Here is a 17,495-nt window from a genome sequence, read left to right on the forward strand (position 1 = left end):
TCCGGCCCGGCCGCCCCGGTGTTCGGTCCCGCGCCCGGTGGGTCCGGCCCCACGTTCGGCCCTGCGTTCGGTGCGCCCGGCCCCGCGTTCGGTCCGCCCGGCCCTGCGCCCGGCCCTGCGTCCGGTGCACCCAGCCCCGCGCCTGGTCCGCCTGGTCCGCCCGGCCCTGCGCCTGGTCCGCCTGCTGCCAATGGCGCCGTGTCCGGTCCGGCCACGGCGCAATCCGTCGGCCCGCCGGTGCCTTCGCCATGGCCGGCCGTCCTGCCGGCCGTGCCGGGTGCGCCCGGGAGTTGGACACCCACGGCGGACGCCTCCTCCGTCGCCGTTCCCAACGTCACCGAGGCGGCCGAGCCCGCCGCCTTCGAGCGGGAGTACCCCACCGCCGCCCTCGCGCTGGCCGCGGCGCCGCCCGCGAAGCGCTCCGACCGGCGGCGGCTGCTCACGCTCATCGGGGTCATGGGGTTCATCGCCGCCTGCGGGGTGGCCGTCCTCGCGTTCTTCGGCTTCAGCGGCGGCTGGACCGCCCTCGTCGTCGGCGTCGGATCCGCCGTCATCCCGGTGCCGCTGCTGGTCTTCTGCTTCCTCTGGCTGGACCGCTACGAACCGGAGCCCGTCAAGTATCTGGTCTTCGTCTTCGGCTGGGGCGCATGTGTGGCGACCGGCGTCGCGCTGGTCGTCAACACCACCGGCAGCGTGCTCGCCGAGCGCGCCGGGCTGTCCGACTCGCTGGTGGCCGTACTGCTCGCGCCGCTCATCGAAGAGAGCATGAAGGCACTCGGCCCGATCCTGCTGTTCTGGCGGCGCCCCCGGGCGTACTCCGGCCTCATCGACGGCATTGTCTACTGTGGATTGTCGGCGACCGGCTTCGCGATGGTCGAGAACATTCTGTACCTGGGCTTCAAGGGCTACGGCGACACCGCGAACGAGTCCGGGCCGGCGCAGGGCGCCGTCGCGCTGATCGCCATCTTCGTCGTGCGGATCCTGATGACCGGGTTCGCGCACCCGCTGTTCACGTCGATGACCGGTATCGGGCTCGGCGTCGCCTCGCGGACGTCGACCCGGTCGGTCCGCTTCCTGGCGCCGATCGCCGGGATGCTGGTCGCCATGATGCTCCACGGCGCGTGGAACCTCATGTCGGTCACCGCCACGACCAGCGCCTGGGTGCTGCTCTACGGCTACTTCGCCGTCATGATGCCGATCTTCCTGGCCATGGTCGGGTTCGCGCTGTGGCTGCGCTCCAACGAGGGAAGGCTCACCGAGCGGGTCCTCACCGAGTATGCGCACGCCGGCTGGTTCTCCCCGCCCGAGGTCGCCGCGCTCGCCACCCTCGGCCGCCGGCTGTCCGCGCGGCGCTGGGCCAAGCGGGTCGCCGGCGACGCGGGCGCCAAGGCGATGAAGGCGTTCCAGTTCGACGCGACCCGCCTGGCGCTGCTGCGTGACGGGATGCGGCGCGGCCTCGACAGCGAGCCGAATCGCCGGATGGAGACCCTCGCGGAGGAACGCCAGCTGCTCAACGCGCTGGCGGCCTACCGCCAGGTGTTCGTCGGCCGGGATCCGCAGGCACCACGCGCCGTGTGGGACGGCCAGCGGTACCACATCACCTTCCCCGACGGCATGGTGCGGGTGCTGGACGCCCCGCCGACCCCGGTTGTGCCGGTGCCGGTCGTCCTCGGTCCGCCACAGCCGGTGCCGGTCTACGCCGCCAACCCGTATCCCTACAGGTAGAGGCCGGTCGAGTCCGGCTCGACCCGGCGGGCCGCGACGGCGTGCACGTCGCGCTCGCGGAGCAGCACGTAGTCGCGGCCCTGTAGCTCCACCTCGGAACGCTCCTCCGGGTCGAAGAGGACCCGGTCGCCGGCGACGATCGACCGCACGTTCGGCCCGACGCCGACAGCCGTCGCCCACGACAGTCGTCGCCCGACCGACGCCGTCGCCGGGATCACGATGCCGGACGCGTGCCGGCGTTCCCCCTCCTTGCCCTCGAGCCGGACGAGCACCCGGTCGTGCAGCAGGCGGATCGGCAGGCCGGCGTCGATGTCGTCGCTCGGCGGAGTGGTGGCGGGCTGGGCTGTCACGCTTGCGACGCTACCGCCTTGATGCGTGCCATTGCCGCTCGGCCCGGTCTACGGTGAGAAGACCGTTCGGATCGCCGGGCGTCGCCGAGGAGGATTTTTTGTGGGCCGGTTCGATCAGGTGCGCGCCAATCTGCGCCGCGCCTACCTGCAGCGGCTCGAGAACGCCCGTGCTGAGCGGGCGGCCGCCGACGCGGCGGAGGCCCTTGACGGGGTGCCGGTGCTGGAGGAGTTCGAGCCGGAGCTCGTGCCCGGCCACCCGTCGACGATGAGCCGCGACGACGCGGAGGTTCCGCACGGCCTGCGGATCGCCGCGGCCTGGTCGTGGCGGCTGCTGGTGCTGATCGCCGCCGCTGCCGTGCTGCTGTGGCTGATCGGCCGGCTCAAGACGGTCCTCATCCCGCTGAGCATCGCGCTGCTGCTCTCGGCGCTGCTGGCGCCGATGATGGGGGTCCTGCGCCGCCGGATGAGGCTGCCCCCGTCCCTGGCCGCGTTCCTGGTGCTCATCGCCGGCCTGGCCGCGGTCGCCGGGGTGCTGACGCTGGTGGTCAGCGAGTTCGTGGCCGGCTTCCCGGGGCTGTCCGACAAGGCGGCTGCCGGTGTGCAGCAGATCCAGGACTGGCTCACGGCCGGCCCGCTGCACCTCAGCGGCCGCCAGCTCGACGCGACGTTCGACGCGGCGACCACCTGGCTCAGCGAGAACCGCGGCAGCCTCACCGACAGCGCCGTGTCCACGGCCACGGCGACCATCGAGTTTCTCGCGCTGCTGTTCCTGGTCCTGTTCGTGACGTTCTTCTTCATGCGCGACGGCAAGCGGATCTGGTACTTCCTCACCGGCGTGCTGCCCACCCCGGCCCGCGACCCGATCCGCCGGGCGGGCGAGGCGGCGTGGCTCACGCTGGTGGCCTACGTCCGGGCGACGGTCCTGGTCGCGTTCATCGACGCGCTCGGCATCGGCCTCCTGCTGGTGATCATCAACGTCGACTTCTGGTTTCCGCTGGCGACCCTGGTGTTCCTCGGCGCCTTCGTCCCGATCGTGGGCGCCACGGTCTCCGGCGCGGTCGCCGTGCTCATCGCGCTGGTCGACGAGGGCCCGATCGCCGCGCTGGTCGTGCTCATCGGCGTGATCGCGGTGCAGCAGCTCGAGGGCCACGTCCTCCAGCCGCTCATCATGGGCCGCGCGGTGTCGGTGCATCCACTGGCCGTGATCGTGGCGATCTCGGCGGGCGTGGTGCTGGCCGGCATCATCGGCGCCCTGGTCGCGGTGCCGCTGGTGGCGGTGCTCAACACGGGCATCCGCCACCTGGTCAGCCACCGCCACGAGCCCCCGCCCGACGCCGTGGTCGTCTCCTCGGACTAATTAGCCGATCATTTGCGGCCTGCGACGGACCCCGATGCCGCGCCCAAGCCGGCCGGCCCAGGCAAAATCTGGGCTCCGTCTCGGCTGGGCATGATCGGCAGGGACAGGGCTGGCTACGACGCCGAGAGCCGGCGCAGTGCGCCTCGGACGAGTTCGGACTTTGTCGTGTACCAGAACGGGGGGAGTGACGCGCGCAGGTAGGCGCCGTAGCTGCGCGCGGTCTCCAGTCGCGAGTCGAGCACCGCGACCACGCCCTTGTCGGTGCGGGAGCGGATCAGCCGCCCGACCCCCTGGGCCAGCCGCACCGCCGCGATCGGCACGCTGACCGCCGCGAAGCCCGAGCCGCCTGCGGAGTCGACCGCCGCCGACCGGGCTGCGGCCAGCGGCTCGTCGGGGCGCGGGAACGGCAGGCGGTCGATGACCACCAGTTGGCACGCGTCGCCGGGCACGTCGACGCCCTGCCACAGCGACATGACGCCGAGCAGGCAGCTGTTGCGGTCCTCACGGAACTTACGCACCAGGATCGGCAGCGCTTCCTCACCCTGCAGCAGGATCGTGATGCCGGGCGTCCGCGCCCGCAGCACCTCGGCCGCCCGCTCGGCGGCCTTCCGCGACGAGAACAGGCCCAGTGCCCGCCCGCCGAGGGCCTGGACCAGCTCGACCATCTCGTTGGCCGCCGGCTCCGACAGGCCCGAGGTCTGCGGCCGTGGCAGGTGCGCCGCGACGTAGAGGATGCCCTGCTTGGCGTAGTCGAACGGGGACCCGACGTCGAGTGAGTTCCACGCCAGGTCGGCGGTGTCGCGGGCGGCGTCGGCCCGGATGACCGCCTCCCGGGCCGCCTCGGCCGGCGATTCGGCGACGGGCGGCTTCTCGACGGCGACCGGCAGCCCGAGCGAGCGCGCCAGCGTGTCGAACTGCCCGCCCAGCGCCAGGGTCGCCGACGTCGCGACCACCGTGCGCTCGTGGAACAGGTGGATGTTGAGCGTGCCGGCGACCGACAGGGGAGCGATCACGACGGCCCGGCGGCCACGGTCGTCGCGCTCGATCCAGATGACGTCGTGCTCGGCGTTGGCGATCATCCGCTGTGCGATCTTGGTCAGGTCGCTGACCATGGCCTTGGCCTGCTGCTTGCGCACCGGGTCGTGATCGTCGGACTTGACCTCGCCGATCCCGTCGAGGGCCTTGCGGCCGCCGGCGTCGAGCAGGGTCAGCGCCTCGCCCAGCACCGTCGGCAGTGCCCCGGTGAGCCGGCCGGCCGGGGCGTCGGCCAGGGCGACGGTGAGCGTGTCGCCCGCCTCCATGAGTCGGTCGGCCACCTCGTCGTCGACATAGGGCCGGCAGCGGCGCGCGGCCCGCTCGAGCAGCTCCGGGGTCAGCTCGGCCTGTGAGGCGGAGCTGACCCGGTCGGCCAGCTCGTGGGCCTCGTCGATGACGAGCAGCTGGTGCGGCGGGATGATCTGGCGGCCGGCCAGCATGTCGACGGCCAGCAGGCTGTGGTTGGTGACGACGATGTCGGACTCGCGGGCCCGGGCGCGGCTCGCCTCGGCGAAACACTCCGCGCCATACGGGCAGCGCTGTGCCCCGACACACTCCCGCGCCGGCATCGACACGAGCTTCCAGGCGGAGTCGTCGACGCCGGGGTCGAGCTCGTCACGGTCGCCGGTCTCGGTCTCCATCGCCCAGTCGCGCAGCCGCTCGACCTGCTTGCCGAGCCGCCCGGCCTCGCCGAGCCAGCGGGTCGGCTTGCTCTCCCCGACGTCGAACAGCGCGTCGTCGGGCTCGTCGGCCGACGTCCCCTCCAGCCGGGCCAGGCAGACGTAGTGGTGGCGGCCCTTGAGCACGGCGAACGTCGGCCGGCGGCCGAGCACCCGCTCCACCGCGTCGGCGAGCCGTGGCAGGTCGTGGTCGACGAGCTGGGACTGCAGCGCCAGGGTGGCGGTCGACACCACGACCGGCCCCTCCACCAGCAGCGAGGGCACCAGGTAGGCCAGCGACTTGCCGGTGCCGGTGCCGGCCTGGACGAGCAGGTGCTCATCCCGCTCGACCGCCGCCGTGATCGCCTCGGCCATCTTCTGCTGGCCGGGCCGCTCGGCACCGCCCGGCACCGCGCCGACGGCCGCGGCGAGCAGATCGGAGACATGGGGACGGGCGCGCTGGACCGGGGCGGTGGCTGTCACGCCAAGGCACGCTACCCCCTACCTACGACAGAATGTGCTCATGACCCAGGTACGCGTCGTATACCGAAAGTTCGACGGTTCGCTCCACTGGAACTACGAGACCCGGTTGCTCGGCGAAGACGATCACGGCATCTGGGTCGGCGCGGACAGCGGCACGATCGTCCACCGTGGACCGGTCCGGACCGGTCCCGTCGAGGGCCCGCACGTCCTGCTCTTCCCGCGGCAGTCCTGGTGGACCGCCTGCTTCAACGCGGCGCCGCACCGCACGGAGATCTACTGCGACATCACCACCGTCCCGCACTGGCTCGGTGCGGAGGAGGTCACCGCGATCGACCTCGACCTCGACGTGCGCCGCCGGCGGACGGGTGCGGTGGAGCTGCTCGACGAGGACGAGTTCGCCGCGCACCAGATCAGGTACGGCTACCCGCCCGAGGTCGTCGCCTCGGCGCAGGACAGCGCCGGGTGGCTGTTCGGCGCCGTGTCCGAGCGGGTGGAACCGTTCGGCACGCAGTACCACCAATGGCTAGATCTTGTCTCCTAGTCCCTGCAGCTTCGCCGGGTTCAGCTGGTTGTAGACGCCGGTGACCAGCCCCTCGGGGCTGACCGCGAGGCTGGAGACGACGAGCGCGTCGGGCGGCAGGCCCTCCCACGCGGCGTTGTGCATCCGCACCACCACGCCGACGTCGCCGTTGACCAGCACCGGATGCATCTCGAAGCCGAACTTCTGCACCTGTCGGAACAGGCCGAGGAGGAATCGCGCCACCGGCAGGGCGCCGACGACGGGCCGCCGCGCAGCCGGTCCGATCCCGCCGCCGTCGCCGAACGCCACCACGTCGGGCGCCAGGACCTTCAGCAGTGCGTCGAGGTCGCCGCCGGAGGCCGCCGCGGTGAAGGCGGCCATGACCTCGGCCTGGCGGGCGCGGGAGGTGGTGTGCCGGCGTTCGCCCGCCGAGACGGCCCGCCGTGCGCGTGAGGCCAGCTGCCGGACGTTTTCGGTGGTCGTACCGAGTGTGGCCGCGACCTCGGCGAACGGCACCCCGAAGACGTCGTGCAGCACGAACGCGACCCGCTGCTCCGGCGTCAACGTGTCGAGGACCAGCAGCAGGGCGATGCTCACGCTGTCGCTGAGCGCCACCGTCTCGCCGGGGTCGGTGCCCGGGTCGGGCAGCCGCTCGATGAGCGGCTCCGGCAGCCATGGCCCGACGTACGCCTCGCGCCGCACCCGGGCCGAGCGCAGCGTGTCGAGGCAGATCCGCCCGGTCACCGTGGTCAGCCAGGCGCGCAGATCGACGATGGCGGCCTGATCCGCCGCCGCGTATCGCAGCCAGGCCTCCTGCACGACGTCCTCGGCGTCGGCCCGGCTACCCAGCATCCGGTACGCCACCCCGAACAGGTGCTCCCGATGCGCGCTGAACGCGTCCGTCACGGCTCAATTCAACCAGCAATTGCCCGTCGGGTGATTTGGGTGTTAAGTACGATTTACGAATGAGTAATGGTCTGGCCACGGTCGCCGGTGGCCTCGTCGGGCTGGCGGCACTGGGCAGTCTCGGCGCGGCCGCGGCGGCGCGGGCCCGCAGGGGCCGCCCCTATCTAGCGCGGGGGCTCTACGTCGCCGTGGACGGGCCTGTCGACCCGGCCGTCACCGCGGCCCGTCACGGCTATGCCGCCGTGGAGGTCGGTGTCCGGCTCCACGCCGGCGTCCTGCGGCTGACCTGCACGGTCCCGCCCGGTCAGGAGCCGCCGACGTTCGAGCAGGCCGTGATCGCGCCGCTGGCCAACCGGGTCGCGGCCAATCCGCTCGGCCGGGTCCATGCCCGCCGGGCCGAGCCGTTTCTGCTGCTGGTGCGCTCGGCGGAGGGCTCGCCGTACGAGGCCGTCGACCGTGTCCTGCGTCCGCACGCTGCGATACTCACCACATTTCTCGGCGGCCGCGTCGTCCCGGGCGCGATCACCGTCGTGCTCACCGGCCCGCACTGGTCGCGGGCCGACGTGCTCGGCGCGTACGAGCGGCACGCCTTCCTGGAGGGCCGCTTCAGCGACCTGGAGCCCGGCGGGCTGCCGGTGTCGGTGGCGCCGTTGATCTGTGAGGCCCTCGCCGCGCGGCTCGATTACGACCCGCTCGAGGAGTGGCCGGAGTTTCCGGCGGAGGCCCGCCACATCGTCCGTTCCCTGGTCAGGGCCGCGCACGAGGGCGGCAGGCAGGTCCGGTTCGTCGATGTTCCGGAGGCGCCGCGCCAGGTGCGGACGGCCTTCTGGCGGGAGTTGCAGGCGGCCGACGCCGACCTGATCGGCAGTCGTCACCGTGCGGCGCTCGCCAGGTTCCTCCGCCGGCCGGTCCGCCGCGAGTACAAGCACCGGGCGGCGCCGGTTCGATACGCGCCGGAGCGAGCGCCCAGTCCAAGGTGAACTAGCGGTGAACGGCAAGTGAACTACCTGCTGGTGGGGGCTGGCCGTTCGGCGACGATCAAGCCTTGCCCTACGATTCCCTGCCGAGAGGGATGTCCGGCGCTTCATTTCCGAGGTATCGAGGTCATAGCTGTGCGGTTGAGGCTGCGTCCTAGCGACGATTCGTTCTACGAGTTCTTCAGCCGTGCGGCGCAGAACCTCGTCAAGGGCACCGACCTGCTGTCCGAGCTGGCCCTGCCGGGCACCGACGTGCAGTCCGTGAGCGAGCGGCTCGTCGAGGTCGAGCACGACAGCGACGCGATCACGCACGAGCTGTATAAGAAGATCAACTCGAGCTTCATCACGCCCTTCGACCGGGAGGACATCTACCGGCTGGGCTCGCTGCTCGACGACGTGATGGACCACCTGGAGGCCGTCGGCAGCCTGCTGTACCTCTACGGCCTCACCAAGCTGCCGGCGCTGCCCCGCGAGCTGCACGAGATCGTCAAGGTCCTCGACCAGCAGGCCCGGCTCACCGCCGACGCCATGCCCCGGCTGAAGACCATGAAGGACCTCGAGGAGTACTGGGTCGAGTGCAACCGGCTGGAGAACGAGGGCGACAGTGCGTATCGCATGGCGCTCGTCCGGCTCTTCTCCGGTGAGTACGACGCGTTGACCGTACTGAAGATGAAGGAGGTCGTCGACGAGCTGGAGGCGGCCTGCGACGCGTTCGAGCACGTGGCGAACACCGTCGAGACCATCGTGGTCAAGGAGTCGTAGCCATCGACGCGCAATTCGTGGCGGTGTTCGCCGTCATCGTGGTGGCTCTTGTCTTCGACTACACCAACGGCTTCCACGATGCGGCCAACGCGATCGCCACCTCTGTCTCGACGCGTGCCCTCAGTCCGCGCACCGGCCTGCTGATGGCCGCGATCGGCAACTTCGTCGGCGCCCACCTCGGCGGCCAGGTGGCCAAGACGGTCGGCAGCGGCATCGTCGACCTGCCGACGGGCATAGCCAGCCTGGGCATCGTCTTCGCCGGCGTCGTAGGTGCCATCTCCTGGAACCTCATCACCTGGTACTTCGGGATCCCGTCCTCGTCGTCCCACGCGCTCTTCGGCGGTCTTGTCGGCGCCACCCTGGGCTCGATCTGGCTCGGCCACGACGGCGAGGTGCTCTGGACGGGCATCCTCGAGAAGGTCATCGTGCCGATGGTCGCTTCGCCGCTGGTCGGCTTCCTGCTCGGCGGCGTCATGATGCTGGCCATCATGTGGATCTTCCGCCACGGCAACCCGCGCAAGCTCAACCGCGGCTTCCGCTACGCCCAGACCGTCTCGGCCGCCGCCATGTCGGTCGGCCACGGCATGCAGGACGCCGCCAAGACGATGGGCATCGTGGTGCTGGCCCTGTACGCCGGCGGCTACCAGGACAACACGACGCACATCCCGGAGTGGGTCTTCCTGGCCTCGTCCACGGTGCTGGCGCTGGGCACCTACTCCGGCGGCTGGCGCATCATCCGCACGCTGGGCCGCAAGGTCATCGACCTCGACCCACCGCAGGGCTTCGCCGCCGAGACGGTGGCGTCGGGCGTCCTGTTCACCACGTCGCAGCTCGGCCTGCCGATCTCGACGACGCACACGATCACGTCGGCGATCATGGGCGTCGGCGCGACGAAGCGCCTGTCGGCGGTCCGCTGGAGCGTGGCGGGCAACATCGTGGTGGCCTGGATCCTGACCTTCCCGGCGGCGGCATTGATCGCGGTGGTCTCGTATCTGGTCGTCCGCCCGCTGTTCTGACCGCCGTTGCCGTCCAGGGCCGCGCTCGATCCGAGCGCGGCCCTGCTGCTTCCGGCGCCGCGCCGTGGTGGAGCCTCCCGGCAGCCGGCCAGGTCCGAGCCCGGCCGGAACGCCGGCCCGGCACGCTCAGCGGATCAGCAGCTGGCCGTGGAGGTGATCACCAGCTTGCCGTCGCCGGTGCGGATCGAAACGCCCGCCGTGCCCGCGCGGTAGGCGAACACCTTCGGGTCGTCGAGGACCACGGCGGCCGGTGGAACCGTCGTCCGGGCCTTCGCGGCGTCGCCCGGCGCCGTTGCCTCCACCGTCCACAGGGCGCCGCCCGACGGGCACGTCAGCCTGTGCGTCGACCAGGATTCGGCACTCTGGCCCAGCGTGTCCAGCACCGCCTGGACGGGGGCACGGTTGGCGCTCTCCGACGGCGGGGTCGTCTCCGTGACCGCCTTGTCCTGCACCCGGCAGCCGGTGTCGACCGTGAACCGCACCGTCCCCGGCGCGGTCACCCCGCCGCGCATCGCCACGAAGTTGCCCGCGTCGGCGTTCAGCACGTGGGAGGACGCGGTGTGGGTCACGCTCGCCCCGTAGCCTGCGGGGAGCGCCGTCTTGACCCGGTCCAGCACCGCCGGCTCCTGGTCCTTTTTCGTGTAGACGATGAGCACCCGTTCGAAGCGGGTGCCCTCACGGGCCGACGTCACCCGGCAACTGCGCTCCGTGCGTGTGTACCCGCCGAGGACACCCACCGTCGTGGCCGGGTCGAGCGCGGCGTAGACGTGCCCGAGCGCTGTGTCCATGGTCGGCAACGCCTCAGCGATCGTCGTCTGGTCACGGGACGTCGGACGGTCGTTGCGGTACGAGTAGTAGGCGAGCCCGCCTATGACGAGCGCCCACGCGGCCACACCGGCGACGATCCAGTGACGACGTTTCACCGCTCCATCCTCGCAGCCGGAAAGCGTGACGCCGCCAGCCGGGGTTGGGCCCGGCGGGCGGCGTCACGTTTCCAGGAAAGGCGAACTCAGCCGACGGAGACGGCAACCTCGTTGATCCCGCGGTCCGCGGCGAGGGTGGCGTCGCCGTTGCCCTGCCGGGACAGGGCGCGCAGCGTCCACGTCCCGGGGGCGGCGAAGAACCGGAACTGCCCGGCCGCCGAGGTCACGACCTCGGCGGTGAACTCGCCGGTGGAGTCGAGCAGGCGCACGTACGCACCGCCGACGGGCCCGTCACCGGAGTTCACCACGCCGGTGATCACCGTTTCCTTCTCGACGTCCACGCTGGCCGGGATCGGGGCGCTCTGCGAGGGCGCGCCGCAACTGTCAACAGCACTCATGATCTCAAACCTCCGGCGATGATCAGGCCTGGCCGGGCTCGTCGCCAAGGGCGACGGGCACGCCGACCAGCGAGCCGTACTCGGTCCAGGAGCCGTCGTAGTTGCGCACGTCGTTGTGGCCGAGGATCTCCTTGAGGACGAACCAGGTGTGGGACGAACGCTCACCGATCCGGCAGTACGCGACGGTCGGCTTGCTGTCGTCGAGGCCGGCGGCCTTGTACAGGTCGCGCAGCTCGTCGTCGGACTTGAACGTGCCGTCCTCGTTGGCCGACTTGCTCCACGGCACGGACAGCGCGGTCGGGATGTGGCCCGGGCGCTGCGCCTGCTCCTGGGGCAGGTGGGCGGGGGCGAGGAGACGGCCCGCGAATTCGTCGGGGGAACGGACGTCGACCAGGTTGGCCACGCCGATGGCCTTGACCGCGTCGTCGCGGAAGGCGCGGATCGACAGGTCCTGGTCGTGGGCGGCGACGTAGGTGGTGGCGGGGCGGCTGACCTCGTCCTTGTTCAGCGGACGGGCGTCGAGCTCCCACTTCTTGCGGCCGCCGTCGAGCAGCTTGACGTCGCCGTGGCCGTACAGCTTGAAGTACCAGTACGCGTAGGCCGCGAACCAGTTGTTGTTGCCGCCGTAGAGGATGACGGTGTCGTCGTTGCCGATGCCCTTGCTCGACAGCAGCGCCTCGAACTGCTCCTTGTTGACGAAGTCCCGGCGGACCTGGTCCTGCAGTTCCGTCTTCCAGTTGATCTTGACTGCGCCGGGGATGTGCCCGCCGTCGTAGGCGGTCGTGTCCTCGTCCACCTCGACGAAGACGATGTTGTCGGCACTGATGTTCTGCTCGGCCCAGTCGGCCGTGACCAGGGCGGACTCTCGACTCATAGGTGTTTGCTCTCCCAGGGAACGATGTGGAGTGGGTCGAGTCGACACACGGGTCGGGGTGTACACCGCGCCGCGCGCGACCCATTTAGGACGGATCACGGTTTCGGCGACGGGTCTGAGAAGCCGGCGAAAACGGCCCAAACCCATCGGTCTGGGGCGCCGCTGCCTCGAGCCGTTAAGAGAGCACGCTGCGCGGCCGCACCATCAGGAGCGGCAACACAGGCAGGTGGCCACGCGGCACAGGTCGACCGCGCGCCGCCGAGTGAGCAGCATGCTCATGGTCTGGGAGCCTAGCATCGCCGAGCGTGTCGGCCCAGGGTCCGTCAGGTCACTGTCCGCTGAGCTTGACGTTTTCGGCCGACGCGCTGACCAGCAGGCCGGTGTCGGTCGTCTGCACGTTATTGACGACCAGGTTGTACGGCAGGCCCGGCAACCGCACGCTGACCTGCAGGCGGCTCTGGTTGGCCCGGATGAAGTCGTTGACGTACTTCGGCAGGTTCCCCTGCTCGGAGGTCACCTCGTCGAGCTTGAACCGGACCTTGCCCGTCTCGACCACCATGCTGCCCCGGGCGATCAGGGTCACGTTGATGCCCTGGTAGGACAGCGGGATCCGCATCTCGATCCGGTTGTCGACCACCTTGAGGTCGACCTGCGACGGGTCGATCTGCGACGGAAGCCCGGCGAGCTCCAGCAGTGGACGCACGTTTTCCCAGCTCATCGAGGCTGTCCCGGCCACGACGCCGGCCACGACGTCGCCGGTGCCGTTCATCAGGTCGCGGGCGTCGGCCTGCACCGACCGCGCCTCGATCGTCAGGTCGTTGAGCTTGACGTTGTCGATCTGCGGCTGGGTGAGGGAGATCGTGATCTTCTTGTACTCCCCGGCGACGACCTGGGTCAGGAAGGGGAACCCGGTCACGTCGACCCTGGGGTCACCCTCGTACTTCACGGAGTTGGCCGCCAGTTGGTTGCGCGTCTCCTTGGTGATCCGGTCCTCGGCGACACTCGCCGCGACACGGTCGACGACAAAGAGCCCGCCGCACAGGATGATCGCCAGAACGATCAGCACAATGCCGATCTTGGCTCTTCGAGTCGTCGCCACGACGCTCCTTTCAGCTGCCTGCCAAGACGATGAGGTATGCCATGCCGACGTACCCAGACACCAGGATTTCGTACCCTGGCAACCTCACTGCGACCTATAAGAGCAGTAGCCAGCTGGCAACGTACGCGGCCGGTGCGGCGAAGGCGAACGCGCCGATCGGACCCTGGATGTGCTGGGCCAGCCAGAGGGCCGGCTCGTCGCCGTCCACCCGGCGGCTCGCCTCGGCGTAGCCGACCGACAGGTCGACCATCACCGCCACGATCGCGGTGACCAGGCCGGCCAGGGCGCTGGGCAGCGGGCTGAGCCCGTCGAGGTAGTTGCCGATCGCGCCGGCGGCGCCCGTGCCGACCATCGCGCCGAGCACCACGCCGGCGCCGCCCCGGGGCACCTGCGGTGCGATGCGGGGCAGGGCCGCGACGGCGTCGGTGAACCTGGCGACGAACAGGGCGATCCCGGCCGCCGCCAGGCACGCCACGATCGCCTGGGTGCCGTGCGGGATGCGGCCGAGCACCACCAGGCTCGCGAAGGACACCACACCGAGTGTCACCACGAGTGACGAGCCGAGCGACTCGGTGACCCGCTGCCGGCCGGCGGGGCGGGTCAGCTGGCCGACCACCCCGACGATGAACCCGGCCGCGGTCACATAGGCCAGCGGCGCGAGCGACGCCGGCCGGGTGAACACCGCGGCGACATCGGTGCCGATCGCCACCGCGAGTCCGACACCGCCGACCACCCGCGGCGCCGGCGGCTGGCTCGCGATGGTCCACACGCCGACGAAGAGCGCCTGCACACCGAAGATCACCACGGCGTACGACTCATGGGTGGTCTGTGCGCCGACCACGAGACCGACGGTCATCAGCAGGGCGAAGCCCGCGATGCCCAGGGAGAGCAGCCGGCGGACGGGCGGCAGCGGCGCCATCTGCTCCGCGGAATGCTCGGCGGAGTGCTCGTTCTCCGGGTCGCGGGGGCGACGGCGACGGGGCGCCGGCTCGGTGGCCGGAGGCCAGGCTCCGTGGTCCTCGGCGGGCGGCGGGGTAGCGGGCACGCCCCGATGGTGCCAGAACACACGCTCCGGGGCCCGTGCGGGATGACCGGAAATCGACAGTGGGCCGTGCCGTGGGCGGGGCGGTTGACTGGAGCGCTCCCACAATCGCATATCATGTTGACGGAAACGGTGGGGTGTGGCTCACCCAACTGTCTCGAACAACGGTCGGACAGGTCGCAAAACGCGAATACTCCGATATTCTCGTGCGGGATAGACCTACAACGCCCGCCAGAGTTGCCGGGACGACATGGAGCCGCCGCCCTTGCCGTTGGGCGCTACAGCGCCCGAGTGCGGAGGCGCGCCGCGGCGACGGAGGTGACTCGTGGAGATTCTGCTGCTGACCGCGGCTCCCGCGGGCCAGGTGGTGCTGCCAGGCCTCGACCTGCTGCCCCACACTGTGCGTACCGCACCCCGAGACGTCCGCACCCTGGTGAGCGGCCCGAGCCCCGACGCTGTCGTGGTCGATGCCCGCACCGAGCTGGCCGACGCCCGCGCCACGTGCCGCATGCTGCACGCCACCGGCCTGGGTGTCCCGCTGCTCGCCGTGGTCACCGAGGCCGGCCTGGTCGCTCTGCACGCCGACTGGGGCCTCGACGACGTCATCCTGGCCACCGCCGGTCCCGCCGAGATCGAGGCCCGGCTCCGCCTGGCCGTCGGCCGGCTCAACTCCGCGGCCGCCGCGAGCGGCGGGATGATCAAGGCCGGCGAGCTTTCCATCGACCCCGACACCTACGCCGCGAAGCTCAAGGGTCGCCCGCTCGACCTGACCTACAAGGAGTTCGAGCTGCTCAAGTTCCTCGCGCAGCACCCCGGCCGGGTCTTCACCCGGGACCAGCTCCTGCGCGAGGTGTGGGGTTACGACTACTTCGGCGGCACCCGCACCGTCGATGTCCATGTGCGGCGGTTGCGCGCGAAGCTCGGCTCCGAGTATGAGTCGATGATCGGCACCGTGCGCCAGGTGGGGTACAAGTTCGTGGTCCCGCCGGCCCGCCCGCTGCACGAGTCGGAGCCCGTAAGAGTCTGACCGGCCCGGCGCCAGTTACATTTAGGCCGTGCTGCGACGTTCCGACCATCTCTCCGCCGACCAGGTCGAGCAGGTGCTCGCATTGATGCGGGCCGCCGGCGACACCGACGGCGCATTGCCCCTCTCCGAGCACGTGGTGCTGCACCTGCGCCACGGCGGTGCGGCGCCGGCCGTCCATCTGCTCGCCGAGGACGGCGGCATCGTGGTCGGATACGCACACATCGACACCACCGACGCCGTCGAGGGCGCCTCCGCCGAGCTGGTCGTGCATCCGCTGCACCGCCGCAAGGGGCTGGGCCGTGCGCTGGTGACCGAGGCGATGCGGGTCGCCGACGAGCGCGCCGACGGCCGCCTGCGGTTCTGGGCGCACGGCGACCACCCGTCCGCGTCGGCGCTCGCCATCCGGCTCGGTTTCGACCGGGCCCGCGTCCTGCTGCAACTGCGCCGCTCGCTGGTCACACCGCTGGACGAGGTCGTGCTGCCATCGGGTGCGCGCCTGCGCGCGTTCCGGCCGGGCGCGGACGACGCGGCGTGGCTCGACCTCAACGCCGCCGCCTTCGCCGACCACCCGGAGCAGGGCAAGTGGACGCTCGACGACCTGCACGTCCGGCTGCGGGAGCCGTGGTTCGACGCCGACGGCTTCCTGCTCGCCGAGTCCGAGGACGACGGGCGCCTGCTCGGTTTCCACTGGACGAAGGTCCACGGCGGCGGCGCCGGGGAACAGGAAGCCCACGAGCCGATCGGTGAGGTCTACGTGCTGGGCGTGGCGCCCGGCGCGCACGGCGGCGGACTGGGCCGGGCGCTCACCCTCGCCGGCCTCTGGCACCTGCGGGGCCGCGGCCTTGCCCAGGCGATGCTGTACGTCGACGAGAGCAACACCCGGGCCGTGCGGCTCTACCAGCGCCTGGGTTTCGTCCGTTGGTCGAACGACGTTTCCTTCCAGAGGACGCTCTGAGGCATCTGACCTCGGCAGTGCAAAAAGGGCACCATGCATCTCCGCTGGGCAGTTCACCCAACGGCCAACTGTCCTCCGACCAGCCGTCATCCAGGACCAAGGACCTGTTCACCCTCCGTTCACTCACCCCCGGAGGGGTAGTTACCTGCCGCTCTTAGCGTCGCCTTCAGTCGACGACCTGCGTCGGCCTTCCGACCGACCTCCCCAGGGCAATCGGAAGACGGAAACATCCCGACGAAGGGACCGCAGTGAACTTCAAGCGGCACGGCCTCATCGCCGGCATCGCGCTCACCGCGACGCTCGCGCTCGCCGCGTGCGGCTCGGACAACGAAACCCCCAGCGCTACTGGCAGCAGTGGCTCCGCCGGCGCCCCCGGTGGCATCAGCTGTGCTAGCGGATCGCTTACTGCTCAGGGTTCGTCCGCCCAGAAGAACGCCATGGACGAGTGGATCAAGGCGTATCAGCTGGCCTGCTCCGGTGCCAAGATCGACTACCAGCCGACGGGCTCCGGTGCCGGCATCACCGCGTTCAACGGCGGCACGGCCGACTTCGCCGGTTCCGACTCCGCTCTGAAGGACGGCGACGAGACGACCAAGTCGACCGCTCGCTGCGGTGGTAGCCCGGCGCTGAACCTGCCGATGGTCACCGGCCCGATCGCGATCGCCTACAACCTCGACGGCGTCAAGGACCTGCAGCTCAAGCCCGAGACGCTCGCGAAGATCTTCTCCGGCGCGGTCAAGACGTGGGACGACGCGGCCATCAAGGCGGACAACCCCAGCGCGACCCTGCCGTCGACGCCGATCCTGGCCGTCCACCGCTCGGACTCCTCCGGCACCACCGAGAACTTCACCGACTACCTGACCAAGACCGCCGCCAGTGCCTGGACCTTCGGCAAGGACAAGGTCTGGAAGGCCCAGGGTGGTCAGGCCGAGAAGGGCTCCGACGGCATCGCCGGCGCCGTCAAGAAGTCGGCCGGATCGATCGGCTACGTCGAGTGGTCGTTCGCCAAGGCCAACTCGCTGAGCACCGCCAAGGTCTACAACGGCGCCGGTGAGTACACCGCGCTGACCGGTGCGGCCGCCGGCAAGACCGTCCAGGGCGCGAAGGTCGTCGGCACCGGCGACGACCTGAAGCTGTCGATCGACTACGCCACCAAGGAGGCGGGCGCCTACCCGATCATCCTGGTGACCTACGAGATCGTCTGCAGCAAGGGCACCCCGGCCGACAAGCTCCCGCTCGTCAAGAGCTTCCTCGGCTACACCGCCAGCGCCGACGGTCAGAAGGCCCTCGACAAGCTGGGCTACGCCCCGCTGCCCGAGTCGGTCCGCGCCAAGGTCGAAGCCTCCATCAAGAACCTGGCCTGACAGGAACTCTCCTTGAGTCAGCA

The 17,495-nt window shown here is 70.7% G+C and carries 18 protein-coding genes; 9 read left to right on the plus strand and 9 right to left on the minus strand.

Annotation, left to right across the window (positions count from 1 at the left end; genetic code table 11):
- Positions 1-237: 237 nt before the first annotated feature.
- Positions 238-1,725 (plus strand): PrsW family intramembrane metalloprotease, encoded by a 1,488-nt coding sequence (locus Dfulv_RS03855; RefSeq protein WP_319805757.1) that lies wholly within the window; start codon positions 238-240, stop codon positions 1,723-1,725.
- Here Dfulv_RS03855 and Dfulv_RS03860 read toward each other — a convergent pair.
- Complete coding sequence (locus Dfulv_RS03860; RefSeq protein WP_259861222.1) at positions 1,716-2,075, minus strand: GroES family chaperonin; 360 nt, start codon at positions 2,073-2,075, stop codon at positions 1,716-1,718. The genes Dfulv_RS03855 and Dfulv_RS03860 overlap by 10 nt on opposite strands.
- A gap of 100 nt (positions 2,076-2,175) precedes the next feature.
- Between Dfulv_RS03860 and Dfulv_RS03865 the strand changes: the two genes are divergently transcribed.
- Positions 2,176-3,432, plus strand: coding sequence for an AI-2E family transporter (locus Dfulv_RS03865; RefSeq protein WP_259861223.1), 1,257 nt, complete (start codon positions 2,176-2,178; stop codon positions 3,430-3,432).
- A 113-nt stretch (positions 3,433-3,545) separates the two neighbouring features.
- Here Dfulv_RS03865 and Dfulv_RS03870 read toward each other — a convergent pair whose 3' ends face one another.
- Positions 3,546-5,501, minus strand: coding sequence for an ATP-dependent DNA helicase (locus Dfulv_RS03870; RefSeq protein WP_259867391.1), 1,956 nt, complete (start codon positions 5,499-5,501; stop codon positions 3,546-3,548).
- 148 nt (positions 5,502-5,649) lie between these two features.
- Here Dfulv_RS03870 and Dfulv_RS03875 point away from each other — a divergent pair, with 148 nt between their 5' ends.
- Positions 5,650-6,150 carry a DUF402 domain-containing protein gene (locus tag Dfulv_RS03875; protein WP_259861224.1) on the plus strand — a complete coding sequence of 167 codons (501 nt, stop codon included), beginning with the start codon at positions 5,650-5,652 and terminating at the stop codon, positions 6,148-6,150.
- Here Dfulv_RS03875 and sigJ read toward each other — a convergent pair.
- Complete coding sequence (gene sigJ / locus Dfulv_RS03880) at positions 6,133-7,035, minus strand: RNA polymerase sigma factor SigJ (protein WP_319805758.1); 903 nt, start codon at positions 7,033-7,035, stop codon at positions 6,133-6,135. The two genes, Dfulv_RS03875 and sigJ, sit on opposite strands and share 18 nt — an antisense overlap.
- A gap of 59 nt (positions 7,036-7,094) precedes the next feature.
- On the opposite strand from sigJ, the gene Dfulv_RS03885 reads away from it, so the two are divergent.
- From Dfulv_RS03885 to Dfulv_RS03895, 3 genes are all read left to right on the plus strand, one after another.
- Positions 7,095-8,015, plus strand: coding sequence for a PI-PLC domain-containing protein (locus Dfulv_RS03885; RefSeq protein WP_259861225.1), 921 nt, complete (start codon positions 7,095-7,097; stop codon positions 8,013-8,015).
- A 132-nt stretch (positions 8,016-8,147) separates the two neighbouring features.
- Positions 8,148-8,774, plus strand: a complete 627-nt coding sequence (locus tag Dfulv_RS03890; RefSeq protein ID WP_259861226.1) for a DUF47 domain-containing protein — start codon at positions 8,148-8,150, stop codon at positions 8,772-8,774.
- A gap of 2 nt (positions 8,775-8,776) precedes the next feature.
- The gene (locus Dfulv_RS03895; RefSeq protein WP_259867395.1) at positions 8,777-9,790 is read left to right on the plus strand and encodes an inorganic phosphate transporter; all 1,014 of its coding nucleotides are present in this window, start codon (positions 8,777-8,779) and stop codon (positions 9,788-9,790) included.
- A gap of 134 nt (positions 9,791-9,924) precedes the next feature.
- On the opposite strand, the gene Dfulv_RS03900 is transcribed toward Dfulv_RS03895, so the two are convergent.
- The 6 genes from Dfulv_RS03900 to Dfulv_RS03920 all read right to left on the minus strand — a co-directional run bounded on the left by Dfulv_RS03900 (position 9,925) and on the right by Dfulv_RS03920 (position 14,129).
- The gene (locus Dfulv_RS03900) at positions 9,925-10,713 is read right to left on the minus strand and encodes a hypothetical protein (protein ID WP_259861227.1); all 789 of its coding nucleotides are present in this window, start codon (positions 10,711-10,713) and stop codon (positions 9,925-9,927) included.
- Positions 10,714-10,799: 86 nt separating this feature from the next.
- Positions 10,800-11,111 (minus strand): DUF1416 domain-containing protein, encoded by a 312-nt coding sequence (locus Dfulv_RS03905; protein ID WP_259861228.1) that lies wholly within the window; start codon positions 11,109-11,111, stop codon positions 10,800-10,802.
- Between the two features lie 22 nt (positions 11,112-11,133).
- The gene (locus Dfulv_RS03910) at positions 11,134-11,985 is read right to left on the minus strand and encodes a sulfurtransferase (RefSeq protein ID WP_259861229.1); all 852 of its coding nucleotides are present in this window, start codon (positions 11,983-11,985) and stop codon (positions 11,134-11,136) included.
- Between the two features lie 204 nt (positions 11,986-12,189).
- Positions 12,190-12,282, minus strand: a complete 93-nt coding sequence (locus Dfulv_RS48510) for an Ms5788A family Cys-rich leader peptide (protein WP_313899993.1) — start codon at positions 12,280-12,282, stop codon at positions 12,190-12,192.
- A gap of 31 nt (positions 12,283-12,313) precedes the next feature.
- On the minus strand, positions 12,314-13,051 hold the full coding sequence (locus tag Dfulv_RS03915) for an LmeA family phospholipid-binding protein (RefSeq protein WP_259861230.1): 738 nt from the start codon (positions 13,049-13,051) through the stop codon (positions 12,314-12,316).
- A gap of 127 nt (positions 13,052-13,178) precedes the next feature.
- Positions 13,179-14,129, minus strand: coding sequence for a hypothetical protein (locus tag Dfulv_RS03920; RefSeq protein ID WP_259861231.1), 951 nt, complete (start codon positions 14,127-14,129; stop codon positions 13,179-13,181).
- A 322-nt stretch (positions 14,130-14,451) separates the two neighbouring features.
- Between Dfulv_RS03920 and Dfulv_RS03925 the strand changes: the two genes are divergently transcribed.
- From Dfulv_RS03925 to pstS, 3 genes are all read left to right on the plus strand, one after another.
- Positions 14,452-15,153, plus strand: coding sequence for a winged helix-turn-helix transcriptional regulator (locus tag Dfulv_RS03925; protein WP_190255825.1), 702 nt, complete (start codon positions 14,452-14,454; stop codon positions 15,151-15,153).
- Between the two features lie 28 nt (positions 15,154-15,181).
- Positions 15,182-16,108 carry a mycothiol synthase gene (gene mshD / locus Dfulv_RS03930; RefSeq protein ID WP_259861232.1) on the plus strand — a complete coding sequence of 309 codons (927 nt, stop codon included), beginning with the start codon at positions 15,182-15,184 and terminating at the stop codon, positions 16,106-16,108.
- A 248-nt stretch (positions 16,109-16,356) separates the two neighbouring features.
- A complete protein-coding gene (gene pstS, locus Dfulv_RS03935) occupies positions 16,357-17,472 on the plus strand; it encodes a phosphate ABC transporter substrate-binding protein PstS (protein WP_259861233.1) in 1,116 nt (371 codons plus the stop codon).
- The last annotated feature ends 23 nt before the right edge of the window (positions 17,473-17,495 follow it).

Origin of the sequence: Dactylosporangium fulvum, from assembly GCF_025137375.1 — a bacterium.
Lineage (GTDB): Bacteria > Actinomycetota > Actinomycetes > Mycobacteriales > Micromonosporaceae > Dactylosporangium > Dactylosporangium fulvum.